The following is a 15,820-nucleotide window of genomic DNA, read 5'->3' as shown; positions in this document are numbered from 1 at the left end:
TAAAACCTTTTTGGGGCACAGCAACGATTCCTTTTTTTGGGTCCACTCAAAGTAACCACAATCTTTTTATAAACAGATTGTGGCTATTTTTATCTGATAGGAGATAAAAGTTTACTTTCACATACATTAGATTTATTAATAGTAAAATAGATAATTAAATAGTGATAGAAAAGAACCCAATTAAGGGTTCTTTTGTTTTATTGAATTTTTGACTTGATGATCTTTTCCCCATTCGCACAGTTCATTCATAATTTGAATTAAAGATTTTCCATATTCACTTATTGTGTATTCAACCCTTGGTGGAACTTCTTGATATACAGTACGATGGATAATCCCATCAGCTTCAAGTTGGCGTAATTGTTGTGTCAGAACTTTTTGTGTAATATCTGGAATCGCACGTTTCAGTTCGTGTGTCCGTTTCTTGTCCTCCATGAGAACACATAAAATACTACTCTTCCATTTTCCTCCGATGACTTCAAGGGTAGTAGCGATAGGGTTATGATTCTGATTCATCTCCGTATTACACCTCCATAGGTACTTTGAGGTTCCTATAGTACCTGAAAGTACGTACTTTTCAATTATATGTAACTAATACATACTAATACTAAAGGATTTCATTTATTTATAAGGGGGAAGGGAATTTATGAAAACACTTGTAATTGTAGCACATCCTAATATTGAAGAGTCACAGATTAATAAAAGATGGAAAGAAGAATTAGAGAAATATTCGAATGAGATAACAGTACATGAATTATATAAAGCAGCACCTAATTGGGAATTCGATATTGAGTATGAACAAAGGTTATTATTAGAACACGATCGTTACATATTTCAATTTCCGTTCTATTGGTATAGTTCACCACCATTATTAAAAAAGTGGTTTGATGATGTGTTAACGTACGGTTTTGCGTATGGTTCTACAGGAGATAAAGTACGTAATAAAGAATTTGGTTTGGCCATTTCTATAGGTGGATTAGAAACTCAGTATAAGGATGGGTTTACAATGAAAGAACTAACAAAACCATTCCAAGCGACTTGTCTATATACGGGGATGAAATTCATACCAACATTTACGTTGTATGGAGCAGAATACCAACTAAAGGATGAAGAAATCGAAAGAAGTGCAGCCGAGTATGTAAAATATATTATGAATAAAAGTAATCTCTATATATGATTTAAAAATATCCCGATCCTTTTATAGGTATCGGGGTATTTTTATTTAAAAAATAAATTTTATCAAGTTTAATCTTTAGTAAATTAATAGTTAATGTAGTAAAATAAAATTCTAAAAATGAAAAAGGGGCGTTTTTCTTGAGCACAATGCAACAACTTTTACAAAAAAGAGCAAAACAATCAGCCAATAGAGAGGCACTTGTTGGAGGTGGGAAAAGATATTCGTTTAAAGAGTATAATGAGCGAGTAAATCAATTGGCACATTTCTTATTAGAGCTAGGTATTCAAAAGGGAGATCGTATAGGAATTTTGTGTAAGAATAATCATCCATTCCCGACAATTATGATGGCAAGCTTAAAAATTGGTGCAATACTTATCCCATTTAACCATCAGCTTACTTCTTATGAATTAGAAACGATTATACAAGAAGCAAAATTAAAAATGTTATTCTATGATACTGAGTTTAAAGCAGTATTATCTAAAATTGATGCAGTAAAAGAGATTCTAATGACAATAGAGACTGGACACCAGATGGATGTGGCATCGTCATTTGAACGATTGTTACAAAAACATTCTAAAAATGAACCAGCTGTAGCTGTTCATGAAGAGGATGATGCCATCTTTTTATTTACTTCTGGAACAACAGGAAATGCGAAAGCATGTGTAATTGGTCATAAAAATTTACATAACTATTTTACTGAAATTGCAGGGCAACAGAAAATTCCAGCGGGACAACGTTTTCTTTCTGTACATCCGCTTTTCCATATGAGCGGTGTTCTTTCTATATTGAATTGTATTTATCATGGTATTACGATGATTTTCCTTTCTGATTCTGATCCTGCTCTTATTTGGGATACGATTGAGAAAGAGAACATTACAACGATGCTTGCATTCCCGGCTGTATATAGTTATATGTTGGATGAGCTAAATAAAAAAGAACGTAATATTTCTTCTTTCAAAGTAGCACAGAGTGGTGGAACAAAAGTATCTGAGAGTCTTATACAGCGCTATGCAGAAAAAGGAATATTTATGGTTCAAGGTTACGGAAGTACAGAAGGATGGGTTGTTAGCTCGTGGCGACTAGACATGGGGAAAGAAAAAATGTCTTCTGTAGGAAAGCCGATTAAGAATGTAGAAATAAAAATTATTGACCCCGACACAGGTGACGAATTACCTGAAAAGGAAGTTGGAGAAATTCTTGTCAGAAGTCCATATATGTTTAAAGGCTATTGGAATAATGAAAAGGCGACAAAAAAAGTCTTGAAGGATAGTTGGTTTTATATGGGAGATGCCGGCATGATAGATGAAGATGGCTTCTTATATATAATGGGAAGATATAAAGATGTTATTGTACACGGCGGTGATAATGTGTATCCTGATCAAGTAGAAGAAGTGATCCATGAAATACATGGTGTATTGGAAGTCGCTGTGGTAGGAATCACTGATGAATTTTGGGGAGAGATTCCAAGGGCATATATCGTTAAAGATATAAAAACAACATTAACAGAGGAAGAGGTTATTCAGTACTGTAAACAAAAATTAGCAAGCTATAAAATACCACAAGTCATGTTTGTTGAGAGTTTACCGAAAAATGCGTTAGGTAAAGTATTAAAGAGAGAGTTGAAAAGTGGTGTTTTAATAAAATAAAAATAATAAGTCCAGTTATGTTTTGTGCATAACTGGACTTTTGTTTATTCCGAGATTGTATTGATTTACTAAATTTTATAATTTGATTAAAATAATAAAGAAAATTCTAATAATAAATAATATTTCTTCGGAAATAGAATTTATAGCATTGAATATGGAGGAAGAGATAAACATTGAGAAAGTCATTGTTACAAATAGAGACGGAACGACTTATTATTCGTCTTTTTCAGGAAGATGACTATAACAGTTGGGGGGAAGGAGCATACTACATATACAATTGGATAATAGATACGCATCATGAAGTTTCAGGTAAATTCATTGATCCATCTTTAGGAGAGTTAGATTGGTAATTTCAATTTTTGTATAGAAAGGTGAACGCAATGTATGATCTTACAACCGTTCAAAATATATTTGGTCCCTCGAAAAAAGTATTAAATGGTTTACCAACTGCAATAACAATTGAAGAAACGGAAGAAGATGTATTGTATAATTCTCAACATTATAAAGAGAAGATAAAAAGATTCGTAGAGGTTTGTTCAAGTTGGAATGTAAAAAGAGCAAGCATTTTACTAGATAAAAGATTCAACAGTTATACTCCGAGTGCAAAAGTGTTACGTGAATTTGATTTTCAGCTTTATGCAGCAAAAATAGAGGTGTTTCGCAAACTCTCGGATATCGTAACTCTAGAAAAACTGTATGATTTTCGCTCTATAGATGAAGGGACGTTGTCGGAAGCGGAATTTAAGTCGCTTTGGGAGCGATGTATGTCAGGTTCGGATAATCAATCATCCATTCTTCATATCAATGAACATTTTTACACTATACAAGCAGAATTAGGTGAGGGATGGGAAAAATCATGTATTGCTTTTTATGATAAGGAGCAACCAATCGGAATATCTATTCCTCATATTGAACCTGGCACGAAAGAGGAGGGGCGATTATTTTATTTCGGACTATTGCCGGAGGAACGTGGAAACGGAATTAGTACCCATATCTATCTTCAATCTTTACATTTGTTAAAGCAAAGGGGGGCTACCTATTATATAGGAAGTACCCATATGACAAATGAAAAGATGCAAAAGGTTTTTTGGAAAAACGGCTGTTCTAAAAGGGCAGAAACGGAATTGTATTGTAAAAATTTCAAATAGATTCAGGAGATGAGAAAATGAAGAAAGTGAAAGTTTTCCATTATGATTCATTCAGTAATAAACCAAATATGGGAAATCCTGCTGGTCTTGTAATAGATGCAGAAGGATTAACAGATGATAAAATGCAGCTTATAGCAAAAAAAGTAGGATTTAACGAAACGTCTTTTGTGCTTCCTTCCAATGTAGCTGATGTAAGGATCCGTTATTTTACACCAGGACATGAAATGAATCTTTGTGGACATGCGACAGTGGGAACGATTTATGCGCTTCATGAAAGGGGACTATTGAAAGGGAAGAGAGATCTCACAATAGAAACGAAAGCAGGAGTATTACCAGTACATATAAATGTAGATGAGAATGGAGAATCCTTTGTTAGGATGAGACAAGTGGCACCAAAGTTTCAAAAGTTTGATGGTTCCATTGAAGATTTAGTTCATAGCATTGGACTTCATGAAAAGGATTTAGATGAAACGCTGCCAATTATGTATGGAAGTACTGGGATTTGGACTTTACTAGTTCCAATTAAAACGTTGGATGCTTGTCAAAGAATGATACCAAATACTGAGAAGTTTCCATCTATTCTAAAAGAAATACCAACGGCGTCCATTCATCCTCTTTGTTTAGAAACGTATGATGAGAAAGCGCATATGCATGGGCGTCATTTTTCATCACCTTATTCTGGGACGATAGAAGATCCAGTGACCGGAACTGCTTCTGGTGTAATGGGGGCTTACTATGCTGAATTTTTGAGGCAAGATTTTGATAGTGAAATGACATTTCTTATTGAACAAGGACAAGAAATGAATAAGGATGGTCGGATCGCTGTTTATGTGAAAAGAGACAAGAAAGATGATTCGCTACAAATTGAGATTTCTGGAACTGCTGTGTATGTAAAAGAATTTCAAATTTCGATTTAAAAAAGTTCAGTATATAACCGAACTTTTTTATCTGTTTAAAACTTCAATAAAAGAGGCATTTCCGTTTTGTCTCATTACAGAATGGAAATTTTTATTTTCTAACGTTTCAGCAACTTGTTCTAACTGATGTACATCATCATGATGAATTAATAAACTATCTGCTCCAGTTTCTTCAATGTGAATATGTTTGACATTACCAATGGCTTCGTGTACGGCTTGTAAAAAATCGTGCTTCATATATAGAACCTCCTATATGTACATGTATTTTTTATAGCATGCCCGTATTTAGCAAAATTAAAAGTTGGCGGGAATACGAGTAAGGTTCATTGTTTTATACTTCTAATTTCAAGCAGGTTTTCATGACATGAAAATAAAATATGTATAAGGAAAAGCAGTGTCAAAAGGAGAATGGAAATGAATGTAGTGGAGTTAAAAAAAACAATTGAAATGCTGTTTGGGGAACATCTGCACAAATATGGAGAGGGTGAATATGGGTTCACAAACATTAGTAAAGACGAATTCCATAAAATAGGGTATACAACGAATCTAACATTGGAAACAATCGAAGAAGCGAATTTGAATCAAGTAGATATGATTATTACGCATCATGCGCCGTGGAGTTTCTTGTTCGGTATGGAAGAAGCATGTATTGAGAAATTAAAAGAATATGAAATGAATCATTTTTGGATACACTTACCTTTAGATTTTGTGGAATTCGGAACTTGCACTTCATTATTTAACGAAATTGAAATTGATAAAATGCTCGAATATTCTTCGTATGAGGAGGAAGAACTTCCAGGGATTGGCGAATATGAATCTCCTATTTTGTTTTCTGAGTTAGTGGAACGAGTTGAAGAGAGATTAGAGGAAAAGGTAAAAGCATGGAAGAATCACAATCACCCGGTAAAGCGAGTAGCGATTTTAACTGGAGCTGGGAACAATACAACTATTATACGAAGAGCATTAGAAAAAGATTGCGATACATATATAACGGGAGAGAAAACGTTATATACAGTTCAATATGCGAAGTTTAAAGGAATAAACCTCATTGTCGGTAGTCATACGTTTACAGAAGTATTTGGGGTAGAGAGTTTAGCACGTAAATTAAAAGAGCTAGACGGGGCATTAGAAATTACTAGGTTATATGAAGAACATTTGGAGTGAAGGGAGAATGAAAACGATATACGCGAATTATGAGAGTTAAAGGTAAAGCGATAGAGGAATGAAATCTGAGTGGCCACATTATTGGTTTCAGAAGAATAAGAATTAATTTTCTATAATATAGAGATTCTTAAAGGGTTTTTCTTGTATTTGTCAAATACAAATAAAGTTGTTTCATTTATAGAATGAGGAGAAGAGACATGGATATTTCGAAAGTGATTGAGCAATTGGTTACAAATGAAGTGATTGCTGATTCTCCTATAAATTACAAGGCGTTAACTGGCGGTACTATGAGTAGGTTATATCTTATAGAAGGAAATGAGCAGTGTGTTGTAAAGTTGAATAAACCAAAAGTTATTGAAGAAGAAGTGTATTTTCTCAACTTTTATGAAGATGAAAGTATATTTCCTAAGCTTATGTATGTAGACCCGCTCAATAGATATATGGTCTATTCATTTATCCCTGGTTCCACAAGTTATCATGCTGAGAATAAAAAAGATATTCTTTGTACACTTGTACAGGAAGTGATAAATAAATATAAACCAGCTATGAAAATGGATCAATGGGGATGGAAAGAAGACCCGGTAGACTCGTGGCAGCATTTTCTTTTAAGAAGAGTGATGGAGGCCTATGAGAATTTAAAAATCTATATAACAGAAGAAGCCTTTCATACTGTTCATGAATTGGTACATAGTCCAAATAGAACAGCACATAGTAATCAACCATATTTATTACATGGAGATTGTGGATTTCACAATTTTATACGTAAAGAACATAAATTATATGGTGTGATTGATCCTTTGCCAGTATTGGGAGACCCGATATATGATCTTATTTATGCATTTTGCTCTACACCAGAAGATTTAACTAGGGAAATGATAGACGAGATAGTAGAAAAGAGTATATTTCGTAATAGAGCGAGAAACATTTTATATGAAGAAGTCGCAATTGTTTTATATTGCAGGTTAGATGCTTGTTTGAGACATCATCCAGAGGATTTAGCAGCTTATTTAAAAGCTTGGGGCTATTGGATGAATCAAATTCGTTAACGATGAAAGTTTAATAGAAAATAAATGAGGATAGGAGAAATGTTATGAAAAACTTTGTTTGTACAACATGCGGCGTACAATATGCAGCGAGTATAGAAGAACCAACGAATTGTGTGATTTGTAATGAGGAGAGACAGTATATTAATCCGAAAGGCCAAGCTTGGACAACACTCGAGGATTTACAAGAGAGTAATACATATAAAAATGAAATCATTGAAGAAGAGACAGGGCTATATAGCATGACAACAAAACCAGAATTTGCGATTGGTCAAACAACTTATTTGGTAAAAACAGAATCGTATAACTTGTTGAGGGATTGTATTACGTATCTCGATGAAACCACGATTGAGAAAGTAAAAGAACTAGGAGGATTGGATGCAATTGCATTATCTCATCCACACTATTATTCTACTCAAGTAGAATGGGCAGAAAGATTCAATGTACCAATATATATACATGAAGATGATAAAGAGTGGGTCATGCGTCCAAGTAAACACATTGTTTTTTGGTCAGGAGAATCATTGCAATTAGCTGATGGATTAGCTATACACCGTTTAGGTGGACATTTTAAAGGTGGTTCTGTTTTACACTGGTCACAAGGGAATGAAGGAAAAGGGATTTTATTAACAGGGGACATTATTCAAGTTGTAGCGGATCAGCAGTGGGTGAGCTTTATGTACAGCTATCCAAATTTAATTCCGTTACCAGCAAATAAGGTTGAAGAAATGGCTAAAAGAGTAAAGTCACTGCCTTTTAATCGTTTATACAATGCTTTTTACCGAGTAGTAAAAGATGATGCAAATGAGGCTGTTCAGCGTTCGGCACAGCGCTATATTGCTGCATTAGAAGAGAAATTATTTCATACATAAAAAGGAGAAACAGAAATGAATACATTAGTATGCTTTGGTGACAGTATTACAGCTGAGGAAACATTCTGGAATGGCGAGTCTAGATTAACACCGCGTTTACAAAACTTGTTTTCTGATTGGAAAGTAGAAAATGCAGGGGTTCCTGGTGATAATACGTTCGATGCTTTAAGAAGAATAGAAGAAGATGTCTTATCTTATGAACCGACATTTGTAACAGTCTTTTTTGGTGCAAATGATGCGGCGTTTCATAAACAAGTATCACAACAAGAATATAAAGAAAATTTAATTGAGATTGTGAAAAAAATCTCACCAGAAAAGGTGCTGCTAATTAGTCCAGCACCAGTGGATGAGGAAAGACAGCACGCAAGAACAAATGAAGTATTATTGCAGTATGCAAAAGTAGTGGAAGAAGTGGCAGAACAAACAGGAAGTCATTTTCTTGATTTACATTCCTGTATGATTCAAGAATTAGATTATAAGAAGTTTGTAGAAAATGAAGAACGTGATGGACTGCATTTTAGTGCTGTTGGCTATGAATATTTAGCAGCATTAATTGGAGAGAAGTTAAAAGAGATTTTAAAATAAACGTTGTAAAGAAAAAAGAAAAGCTAGTGATAGCTTTTCTTTTATTGTTTCTTTTTGGCTCTTTTCGTAAATAATGTTGCTTTATTGCGTAAGAATTTTATCCTTATTGATTTTATGAGATTTTTACGCATAATTGTAACTAAGGGAGATGATTCCAAGTTGAGTAAACAGAATATCAGCACAACAGTTTCAGGAGATTTAATTGTTACCCATCTAATTGGCAAGATTAAAACAGATGATGTTTATGAATGGTTTAATGGCTTCGAGCAGGTTTGTCAGCAATTCATTTCCGAGGGTCGGAAATACAAATTGTTGGTGGATAGAAAAGGATACACACCAGATCATTTTTCTGTTCAAAAAGCATGGAAAGATAAATTCTTCAATGAAACCATTTTGAATCACAGCAAGGCAATTGCGTTTCTCCTTGAAGAAGGGGAGATAATGAATTATTTACAACAATCCAATACAAAAGAATCCGTAAAATTTTTTGATGATTATGAACAAGCATTAATTTGGTTGAATGAATATCCAATATAAAACCTTTATTGAACCAGTTGCTCTCAATCAACTGGTTTTTTTATGCCCGTAATGTTGCCGTTGTCATAAAATTCACTTGCTTACAAGCTTCCAACGCCATTGTTTTTCTTCGCAGATTCTTGTCCAATTGCTTGTGCAATTCTAAAAAACGAAACCAAAACAAATAGTTGTCTATATACTTCGTAGCCACACCATTAAAGCGTTCCATCCATTTCTTTAACCGCTGGTGATAGGCATTAACGTGTTGGATATGAAAAACACCTTTCTTTATACGAACGCCCTTATGGGCATTTAAAATCTCATGTGGTATGCCTTTCTTTTTTGCGAATGCTTTATAATTAGTGGCTGAATCTGAACAAAGTACAATTTCTTCATCAAGGAATCCATCAAGAGATTGGTCGATTTCATCAGCAGTGATTCGTCCACGCCCAGCCATTTTGGATAATACGTTACCATTACGGTCATGAGCAACAACAATACTTATTTGTTCTGAACTGATACCACGCTTCTTCGCTTTCCCTCCTCGCTTTCGGGGTTTACGATGAGTTACGTCTTTCTTACCTTTATCGCTTTCCAGAAAGTAAGTTTCATCACTTTCAATGATACCTCTTAGCTTCGCAAACCCAAGAGAACGCAAGGCGTTTAATATCTTATGCCGCCAATAGAAAGCAGTTGAAATATGGATTTCTAATTCTTCTGCAATTTTAGGCAGTGTAACGCCTTCAACCATCATATGAAAGTATTTCAGCCATTTATGAGGGTGATGTGTTCCTGAAATAGGGCTGGCGGTCATGTCATTAAATGTCTTCCCGCAGTCCTTACATAAATATCTTTGACGGGAACGATACTTTCCATTTCGTTTGATGCCGACACTTCCACAGTGAATACAAGACAAACCATTGCTAAAACGAACTTCCCGAATTTCTCCAACCATATTAGCAATATCATCTTTTGGCTCTGGAAATAACGTATCTCTAATAGCCTGAAATAATGAATGTTGCTCAGACTTTGTTAAATCACTAAAATCGCCGTATACAGATTGCCAGTTCATTGTGAGTCAGCTCCCTGCAAACAAACGTTCTGGGTCTATTATATCACAGGCTCTCTAATAGCAACAATATTTCAGAAAAGAGCCTTCTTTTTCGGCCGACGCACTAATTCACCACCGCAGTTTGGACAAACATGATGTGTTTTTTCTGTGCACGGTGCACAAAATGTACATTCGTAAGTACAAATATAAGCTTCTGAATCCGTTTGAAGTGAAGTGCTGCAAGTTTGACAGTTTGTTTTCATTTCTAATGCCATATAATTTCCTCCTACTTGTATGAATGTTTATAATTTAATGATAATATAGGTTGGAGAGTATGTCTTTTTCAAATGAAAGTATATTTGGGAGTTAACGTAGCGTTTGAAACGAAATACAATATTTTCATTATAAAGTGATTCTTAGTCAATTCATGATGTCGGATCTAAACTAAATCTATAAGTTTATCGGTTGTTAAAACAGTAGCAAACATTTCATGAAGACTTACTAATGCAAACTCATGGATATCTTCTGCATGATGATAATTTCCATCATATGAGATTCTACCAAATGTAGCTGTCGCATCTGAAACGACATAAGTTGAAAAACCTAAATTACCAGCCATACGCACTGAAGTGGATACGCAATAGTCCGTTGTTAAACCGATAATGACGGCAGTTTCATAATTGTGTTCTCGTAAATATGATTCTAAATTGGTTCCGATAAAAGCGCTATTCACATTTTTTTGAAATACTGGTTCATTTAGAAGTGGAGTAGCAAAGTCTTTAAATTCACTTCCGCTGCTTTCTTTTCTTAATGGGTGATCTTCTTTATTTGAGATGTGCTGTACATGGATTACAGGACGATTTGTTTTCCTCCATGTTTGTAATATAAGCTCCATGTTTGTTTCAGCATGTATATTATTGCGTTGTCCCCAATAAGAATCATCGAATCCTTTTTGAATATCAACTAGAATAAGTGCAGCATTTTTAGGTAATCGATTCATTTGTTAATCCCCTTTTCAAAAATGATTTATTTTACCATATGGTAATGATATCAATTATTGTAAAAGTAGAGAATTTCCAGTGTTTTTGAAGGGTATAACAAAAAGTTTGAACAAGGAGATAAAGAGGATGGAAATTGAGTGGTTACGTTGTTTTTTACTTTGCTCAGAGTATAAAAGTTTTTCAAAAGTAGCAAAGCATTTTCATATGACACAACCTGCAGTAAGTAAGCAGATAAAGAAATTAGAAGCTGAATTAGAAGTGGAATTATTAAGTAGATCTCCACAAGGTATAGAATTAACAGAGGCTGGTATGTATTTTCAAAAAAGAATAATTCCATTCATTAAAGAATGGGACGGCATCAGACAAGAAATGAAAGACATGGGAGAATCTGTACATGTAATGTTAGGTTTACTACCTAGTCTTGCGGCATTCTATCTTCCGGAAAAACTTGTTGGAAGCCAAAGTGAGAATATGAATTTAGAAACTAAAGTATATGATATGTCTAAAGAGATTATGGAAGATATTTTATCAGGGAAATTAGATGTAGGTTTAGTAGATGAAAAGTGGGTACCAAAAAAACTTTGGAATAGGCAGTTGTTTGTGGAACCATATGATGTAGTTTTTCAAAAGACACATCCGCTTAGTAAAAGAGAAAATGTAACCATAAAAGAGCTATTATCAGAGCATTTAGTTATGTATCCAATCGGCTGCGATATTCGAAGAGCGATCATGGAAGAGTTTGAAAGGTTGGAAGCAGAGCCTAATATTAGTTCTGAAGTATCGTTCCGAGACTTTATTCTTGGCATGGTTGCTGCAGGGGCAGGGATTACAATTGTTCCACGAACGATTTCAGAGCGTATTGAGCATTTGCCGCTCTGTTCTTTACCCATTCAGGATTTTCAAAAACAAAGAGCGATATACTTGATTGCACGAAATGAAAGGATTGGTAAAGTACTCTTTAAGGTATTTACAGGAACTTCTTTGTAATTGTTTGGAAGTTATTCTTTTATATTAAATTATTTCTTTTTAATACTTATTTATATAAAATTGAATAAGTAATACAGTAACAGGGGGATATGTTTTAGTGGAGAATTATCAAGAATTGAATTTAATAAATAATATGAGTTTTAACAGTTTACGAGCTGATTGTGAGAATTGTTTTGGTTTGTGCTGCGTTGCATTACCTTTTGCAGCTTCGGCAGATTTTGCAGTTAATAAAGAGGCTGGTAAGCCGTGTTCCAATCTACAATCGGATTTTCGTTGTAGTATTCATCAAAATCTTAGGCAGAAGGGTTTTAAAGGGTGTACTGTATTTGAATGTTTTGGCGCAGGGCAAAAGGTTTCTCAAGTAACCTTTGAAGGGGTCGACTGGCGTAAAGATTCTAAGCATGCGAAGACAATGTACGCTGTTTTTCCAATTATGCATCAGCTTCATGAGATGCTTTGGTATTTGAATGAAGCTTTAGCGTTAAAAGCGACACGTACGATTCATAAGGAAATTTGTGACGCAATTGAAGAGACGGAACGACTTTCTGAGCTTAGCCCAGATTTGCTGATAGATGTAAACGTTCCATCACACCGAGCGTATGTAAATGAACTTCTTTTAAAGACAAGCGAACTAGTATGGACGGAGTCACGTCACAAGTATAAGAGTTCGAAAAAAAATAAAAGGATTAATCATCGAGGAGCAAACCTTATGGGGGCAAAGCTTAGAAGGGCAGATCTCACTGGTGCTAATTTAAGAGGAGCATACCTAATCGCAGCTGATCTTAGAGACGCCGATTTGCGAGCAGCTGACCTTATCGGAGCTGATTTACGAGATGCTGATCTTAGAGGAGCAAATCTTACCGATAGTATTTTTCTGACTCAAGTTCAGGTTAATGCAGCGAGAGGAGATGCTAATACAAAATTACCAAGTTTACTTTCTTGTCCTGCACATTGGTCTGCTTGAGAAAAAGGTAATCTGCAAATATGAATATATGTAATATTTTTCTGATAGAAGACTATGTTCATTAACTTTGTTGATATTTGATAAACATATGTTTGGATAACTTGAAATTACGTTAAAAGATTTTTCATGAATTCTATTGCGGTTATTCAGCAGATGAGCCAGTCTTTCGAAAATCAATTATGAGAACGATTGAAGTTTGAAACTGTAGGGCAAAGGTGTGTCCAAACAGTATAAACGACGCCTGTGGAGAGTATATAAGACTGCTTGGAAACCCCAAGCAGCAACGCTCTATGAAAAAGGACGCTCCTTCTTCAAACAACTCATAAGAGTGTTAAGGAGGGGGGCGTTCACATGAAGATATAATGTGATTAACAGTAACGGGGTGCGATTATGGATGAACGAAAGATGCGTTTAAAACAAAAGTTAAAAATAGCTAACCAAAAGAGCGGGAAATATAAATTAATGAGTTTACTACCAAAAGATATGTCCACTGTTATAGAAAAAAGTGATGTAATCACATCTCCAGAATTAGAAACAATTCTTAATAAGGTTCATGAGAAATGGAACTTTGAATTACATAAAGGGGATTTTGTAATTAATTATAGTAATTTCAGAAAAGAATTTAGTTGGAAACAAGAGGTTATTCAGTATGTGCAAGGGATAGATATGGAAGAAAAATTAATTTATTTATTTTTGGGGATAGATGACAGTCCAATATTTCTTGTTAACGGAAAATGGGTAATAGAGAACTTTAGCGTTCTATGGCAATGTATTAACAATGATGATCTATGGATTATTAGTCCAGATTTTAGTTATGGTGTTCTAGTTTGCCGTTATGGAGGATATTTGGAACACGACCCCAATCCAAAAGAAATTTATTATGCAATTACTAAATGGGATAATGAATGAAAAGGCTACTTCGATTAAAGCATAGGGTAGTTGAAGTAGAAACCAGGAAAGGGCTGAGCGGACCCTTTTTTTTTCGTTAGATATCAATATTATTATTTAATATTTTAAATTGGAGCTGATGTCCATTCATGAATAAACAAAATTCCTCCAAGATAAACCTAGATTATTCATTTATCGTAATTTCTAATTGAGGAGTGTTAAATAGAATGAATTTGAATTCTTGGAAATATAAAACCACAAATTATTATTTTGACTACTTAGATTTTCACGATTGCTGCGTTGAAGAAATAAAGGTTGAAAAAGATATAGTCATTTTTGAATTTGAATTCGTTTATATTTCCAAAATTCATCCTCTCAATCCTTATAAAGGTGCAAAGGCAACGGATAGATGCAAACTTACTTTTAAAGGTGTAACAATGATTAAATCTATTATCCATTTTGATGATGGAATAGATAAGGAAATCCCAATAGTTGAATTGGAAGAAATGGAGTTTTTAACATTTAGCCAAAGTTCAATTGGAAATAATTTTATTTTTGAAATGTTCGGCACTGATTGGAAAACAAAACAATTTTGCAGTATCAAACTTAAAGCAAACAACTTTACATTAGAATGGAATAAATTCACTGACGATGCTTGGTATGCTTAAATAAGGATTTTAAAGAAGTGGACATCAAAACAGGGCATATATACTTTCAATCATTATTTAACAGAGTATAATAGAAAATAAAAACACAGGCTGGAGTTTTTTACAGCCTGTGTTTTTTGCTATTGTTAGCCTTTCTTTTCAAGTGTAGTTATCACTACGCTAAATATAATAAGGATACCGCCAATAAAGAAATTGCTATTTAATGTTTCATTTAAAAGTAAACATCCTAATAATGAGCCAACAATAGGTTGAAAAAAGAAAAACAATGACCCGATGCTAGCATCCATTAACTCCAAGCCTTTATTCCAAAGAAAAAAAGCACCTGCAGTGGAGATGATTCCTAAATATAGAATACCTAAAATGATAGTTGCGTTTAAGTTTCCAATTGGACTTGATTGTAATTCCCAAATCATACAAGGTGTAATGAAAAATAACGAAAAGAATATTGCGTACGTTGTAATGACTAAGGATGAAAAACGGCTAGATGCAATTTTTACATAAATAGATAGTAACGCCCATGTAATAGCAGCCCCAACTAAAATGATTGTTCCGATAAAATACGATCCAACTTCTATATCCCATCCAATAACAGTAATGACGCCTATTGTAGCTAAGATGGTAGAGAGTATTCTACGAGCAGTTAGCTTTTCTTTCAAAATTAAAGCAGCAAATACGACCATAAATGCTGGTGTGGCCGATGTAACTAAAGAGCCTGTGTGAGCATCTGATAATTTCGTCCCAATAAATTGGCATGTGATTGAAATGAAGTAGCCAATGAACCCTATCCAGGCAAAAAGTAACCAGTCTCGTTTATGAATATGGATTTTCTTTTTATTTTTTCGTTCTGTTATTTTCAAGATCATATATAGAACGAAAAAAGCGATGATAAAGCGGAGCCAGACAAGTGTAAGTGGGGGAACAAAATCCAGAACATATTTACTGACGACGTACATACCACCCCAAATGCTTGCTGCAAGTGATAAACATATAGCACCTAAAATTGTTTGTTTCATTGTGAAATACCTCCGTCAATTTGTAGGATTAAAATAAAAATCCTAAGACGAGGCATATTTTTTTATAAAAAATACGTATGCCCATCTTAGATCATAGACGGACTACAGGTTGATCATTTTCGAATAGGTTGTTGTAGTACATAAGAATTTCTCCTCTCGATATTTTGTGTTTGTTTATCAGGA

Annotated in this window: 20 protein-coding genes; 14 read left to right on the top strand and 6 right to left on the bottom strand. The window is 34.3% G+C overall.

What is annotated here, in order from left to right:
• Positions 1-180 precede the first annotated feature (180 nt).
• On the bottom strand, positions 181-513 hold the full coding sequence (locus J4P91_RS18005; RefSeq protein ID WP_207995209.1) for a winged helix-turn-helix transcriptional regulator: 333 nt from the start codon (positions 511-513) through the stop codon (positions 181-183).
• 130 nt (positions 514-643) lie between these two features.
• Between J4P91_RS18005 and J4P91_RS18000 the strand changes: the two genes are divergently transcribed.
• From J4P91_RS18000 to J4P91_RS17980, 5 genes are all read left to right on the top strand, one after another.
• The gene (locus tag J4P91_RS18000; RefSeq protein ID WP_207995208.1) at positions 644-1,174 is read left to right on the top strand and encodes an NAD(P)H-dependent oxidoreductase; all 531 of its coding nucleotides are present in this window, start codon (positions 644-646) and stop codon (positions 1,172-1,174) included.
• Between the two features lie 137 nt (positions 1,175-1,311).
• Positions 1,312-2,820, top strand: coding sequence for a class I adenylate-forming enzyme family protein (locus tag J4P91_RS17995; protein ID WP_207995207.1), 1,509 nt, complete (start codon positions 1,312-1,314; stop codon positions 2,818-2,820).
• Between the two features lie 173 nt (positions 2,821-2,993).
• Entirely contained in the window at positions 2,994-3,170 is a 177-nt protein-coding gene (locus J4P91_RS17990) for a hypothetical protein (protein WP_207995239.1), read from the top strand.
• 30 nt (positions 3,171-3,200) lie between these two features.
• On the top strand, positions 3,201-3,968 hold the full coding sequence (locus J4P91_RS17985; protein WP_207995206.1) for a GNAT family N-acetyltransferase: 768 nt from the start codon (positions 3,201-3,203) through the stop codon (positions 3,966-3,968).
• Between the two features lie 17 nt (positions 3,969-3,985).
• The gene (locus tag J4P91_RS17980) at positions 3,986-4,885 is read left to right on the top strand and encodes a PhzF family phenazine biosynthesis protein (protein ID WP_207995205.1); all 900 of its coding nucleotides are present in this window, start codon (positions 3,986-3,988) and stop codon (positions 4,883-4,885) included.
• A gap of 27 nt (positions 4,886-4,912) precedes the next feature.
• On the opposite strand, the gene J4P91_RS17975 is transcribed toward J4P91_RS17980, so the two are convergent.
• The gene (locus J4P91_RS17975; RefSeq protein WP_207995204.1) at positions 4,913-5,122 is read right to left on the bottom strand and encodes a hypothetical protein; all 210 of its coding nucleotides are present in this window, start codon (positions 5,120-5,122) and stop codon (positions 4,913-4,915) included.
• A 177-nt stretch (positions 5,123-5,299) separates the two neighbouring features.
• On the opposite strand from J4P91_RS17975, the gene J4P91_RS17970 reads away from it, so the two are divergent.
• The 5 genes from J4P91_RS17970 to J4P91_RS17950 all read left to right on the top strand — a co-directional run bounded on the left by J4P91_RS17970 (position 5,300) and on the right by J4P91_RS17950 (position 9,086).
• A complete protein-coding gene (locus tag J4P91_RS17970) occupies positions 5,300-6,049 on the top strand; it encodes a Nif3-like dinuclear metal center hexameric protein (protein WP_207995203.1) in 750 nt (249 codons plus the stop codon).
• A gap of 197 nt (positions 6,050-6,246) precedes the next feature.
• On the top strand, positions 6,247-7,095 hold the full coding sequence (locus J4P91_RS17965) for a phosphotransferase (protein ID WP_207995202.1): 849 nt from the start codon (positions 6,247-6,249) through the stop codon (positions 7,093-7,095).
• A gap of 44 nt (positions 7,096-7,139) precedes the next feature.
• A complete protein-coding gene (locus J4P91_RS17960; protein ID WP_207995201.1) occupies positions 7,140-7,964 on the top strand; it encodes an MBL fold metallo-hydrolase in 825 nt (274 codons plus the stop codon).
• A gap of 15 nt (positions 7,965-7,979) precedes the next feature.
• Complete coding sequence (locus tag J4P91_RS17955; protein WP_207995200.1) at positions 7,980-8,549, top strand: SGNH/GDSL hydrolase family protein; 570 nt, start codon at positions 7,980-7,982, stop codon at positions 8,547-8,549.
• A 114-nt stretch (positions 8,550-8,663) separates the two neighbouring features.
• Entirely contained in the window at positions 8,664-9,086 is a 423-nt protein-coding gene (locus J4P91_RS17950) for a SpoIIAA family protein (RefSeq protein WP_243763903.1), read from the top strand.
• Between the two features lie 40 nt (positions 9,087-9,126).
• Here J4P91_RS17950 and J4P91_RS17945 read toward each other — a convergent pair whose 3' ends face one another.
• The 3 genes from J4P91_RS17945 to J4P91_RS17935 all read right to left on the bottom strand — a co-directional run bounded on the left by J4P91_RS17945 (position 9,127) and on the right by J4P91_RS17935 (position 11,116).
• A complete protein-coding gene (locus J4P91_RS17945; protein WP_207995198.1) occupies positions 9,127-10,137 on the bottom strand; it encodes an IS1595 family transposase in 1,011 nt (336 codons plus the stop codon).
• A gap of 71 nt (positions 10,138-10,208) precedes the next feature.
• Positions 10,209-10,391, bottom strand: a complete 183-nt coding sequence (locus J4P91_RS17940; protein WP_207995197.1) for a DUF1272 domain-containing protein — start codon at positions 10,389-10,391, stop codon at positions 10,209-10,211.
• A 164-nt stretch (positions 10,392-10,555) separates the two neighbouring features.
• Positions 10,556-11,116 carry a cysteine hydrolase family protein gene (locus J4P91_RS17935; protein WP_207995196.1) on the bottom strand — a complete coding sequence of 187 codons (561 nt, stop codon included), beginning with the start codon at positions 11,114-11,116 and terminating at the stop codon, positions 10,556-10,558.
• Between the two features lie 127 nt (positions 11,117-11,243).
• Here J4P91_RS17935 and J4P91_RS17930 point away from each other — a divergent pair, with 127 nt between their 5' ends.
• From J4P91_RS17930 to J4P91_RS17915, 4 genes are all read left to right on the top strand, one after another.
• A complete protein-coding gene (locus J4P91_RS17930; protein ID WP_207995195.1) occupies positions 11,244-12,104 on the top strand; it encodes a LysR family transcriptional regulator in 861 nt (286 codons plus the stop codon).
• Between the two features lie 133 nt (positions 12,105-12,237).
• Complete coding sequence (locus J4P91_RS17925; RefSeq protein ID WP_207995234.1) at positions 12,238-13,068, top strand: pentapeptide repeat-containing protein; 831 nt, start codon at positions 12,238-12,240, stop codon at positions 13,066-13,068.
• 390 nt (positions 13,069-13,458) lie between these two features.
• Complete coding sequence (locus tag J4P91_RS17920) at positions 13,459-13,977, top strand: hypothetical protein (RefSeq protein ID WP_243763896.1); 519 nt, start codon at positions 13,459-13,461, stop codon at positions 13,975-13,977.
• A gap of 206 nt (positions 13,978-14,183) precedes the next feature.
• Positions 14,184-14,624 carry a hypothetical protein gene (locus tag J4P91_RS17915; RefSeq protein ID WP_207995194.1) on the top strand — a complete coding sequence of 147 codons (441 nt, stop codon included), beginning with the start codon at positions 14,184-14,186 and terminating at the stop codon, positions 14,622-14,624.
• A gap of 125 nt (positions 14,625-14,749) precedes the next feature.
• Here the strand turns inward: J4P91_RS17915 and J4P91_RS17910 are convergent, their stop codons facing one another.
• Positions 14,750-15,637 (bottom strand): DMT family transporter, encoded by an 888-nt coding sequence (locus J4P91_RS17910; RefSeq protein ID WP_207995193.1) that lies wholly within the window; start codon positions 15,635-15,637, stop codon positions 14,750-14,752.
• Positions 15,638-15,820 lie beyond the last annotated feature (183 nt).

Origin of the sequence: Bacillus sp. XF8 (assembly GCF_017498755.1) — a bacterium.
Classification (GTDB): Bacteria; Bacillota; Bacilli; order Bacillales; family Bacillaceae_G; genus Bacillus_A; species Bacillus_A bingmayongensis.
The sequence above is the reverse complement of the archived record's forward strand: the minus strand, read 5'-3'. Positions and strand labels throughout refer to the sequence as shown.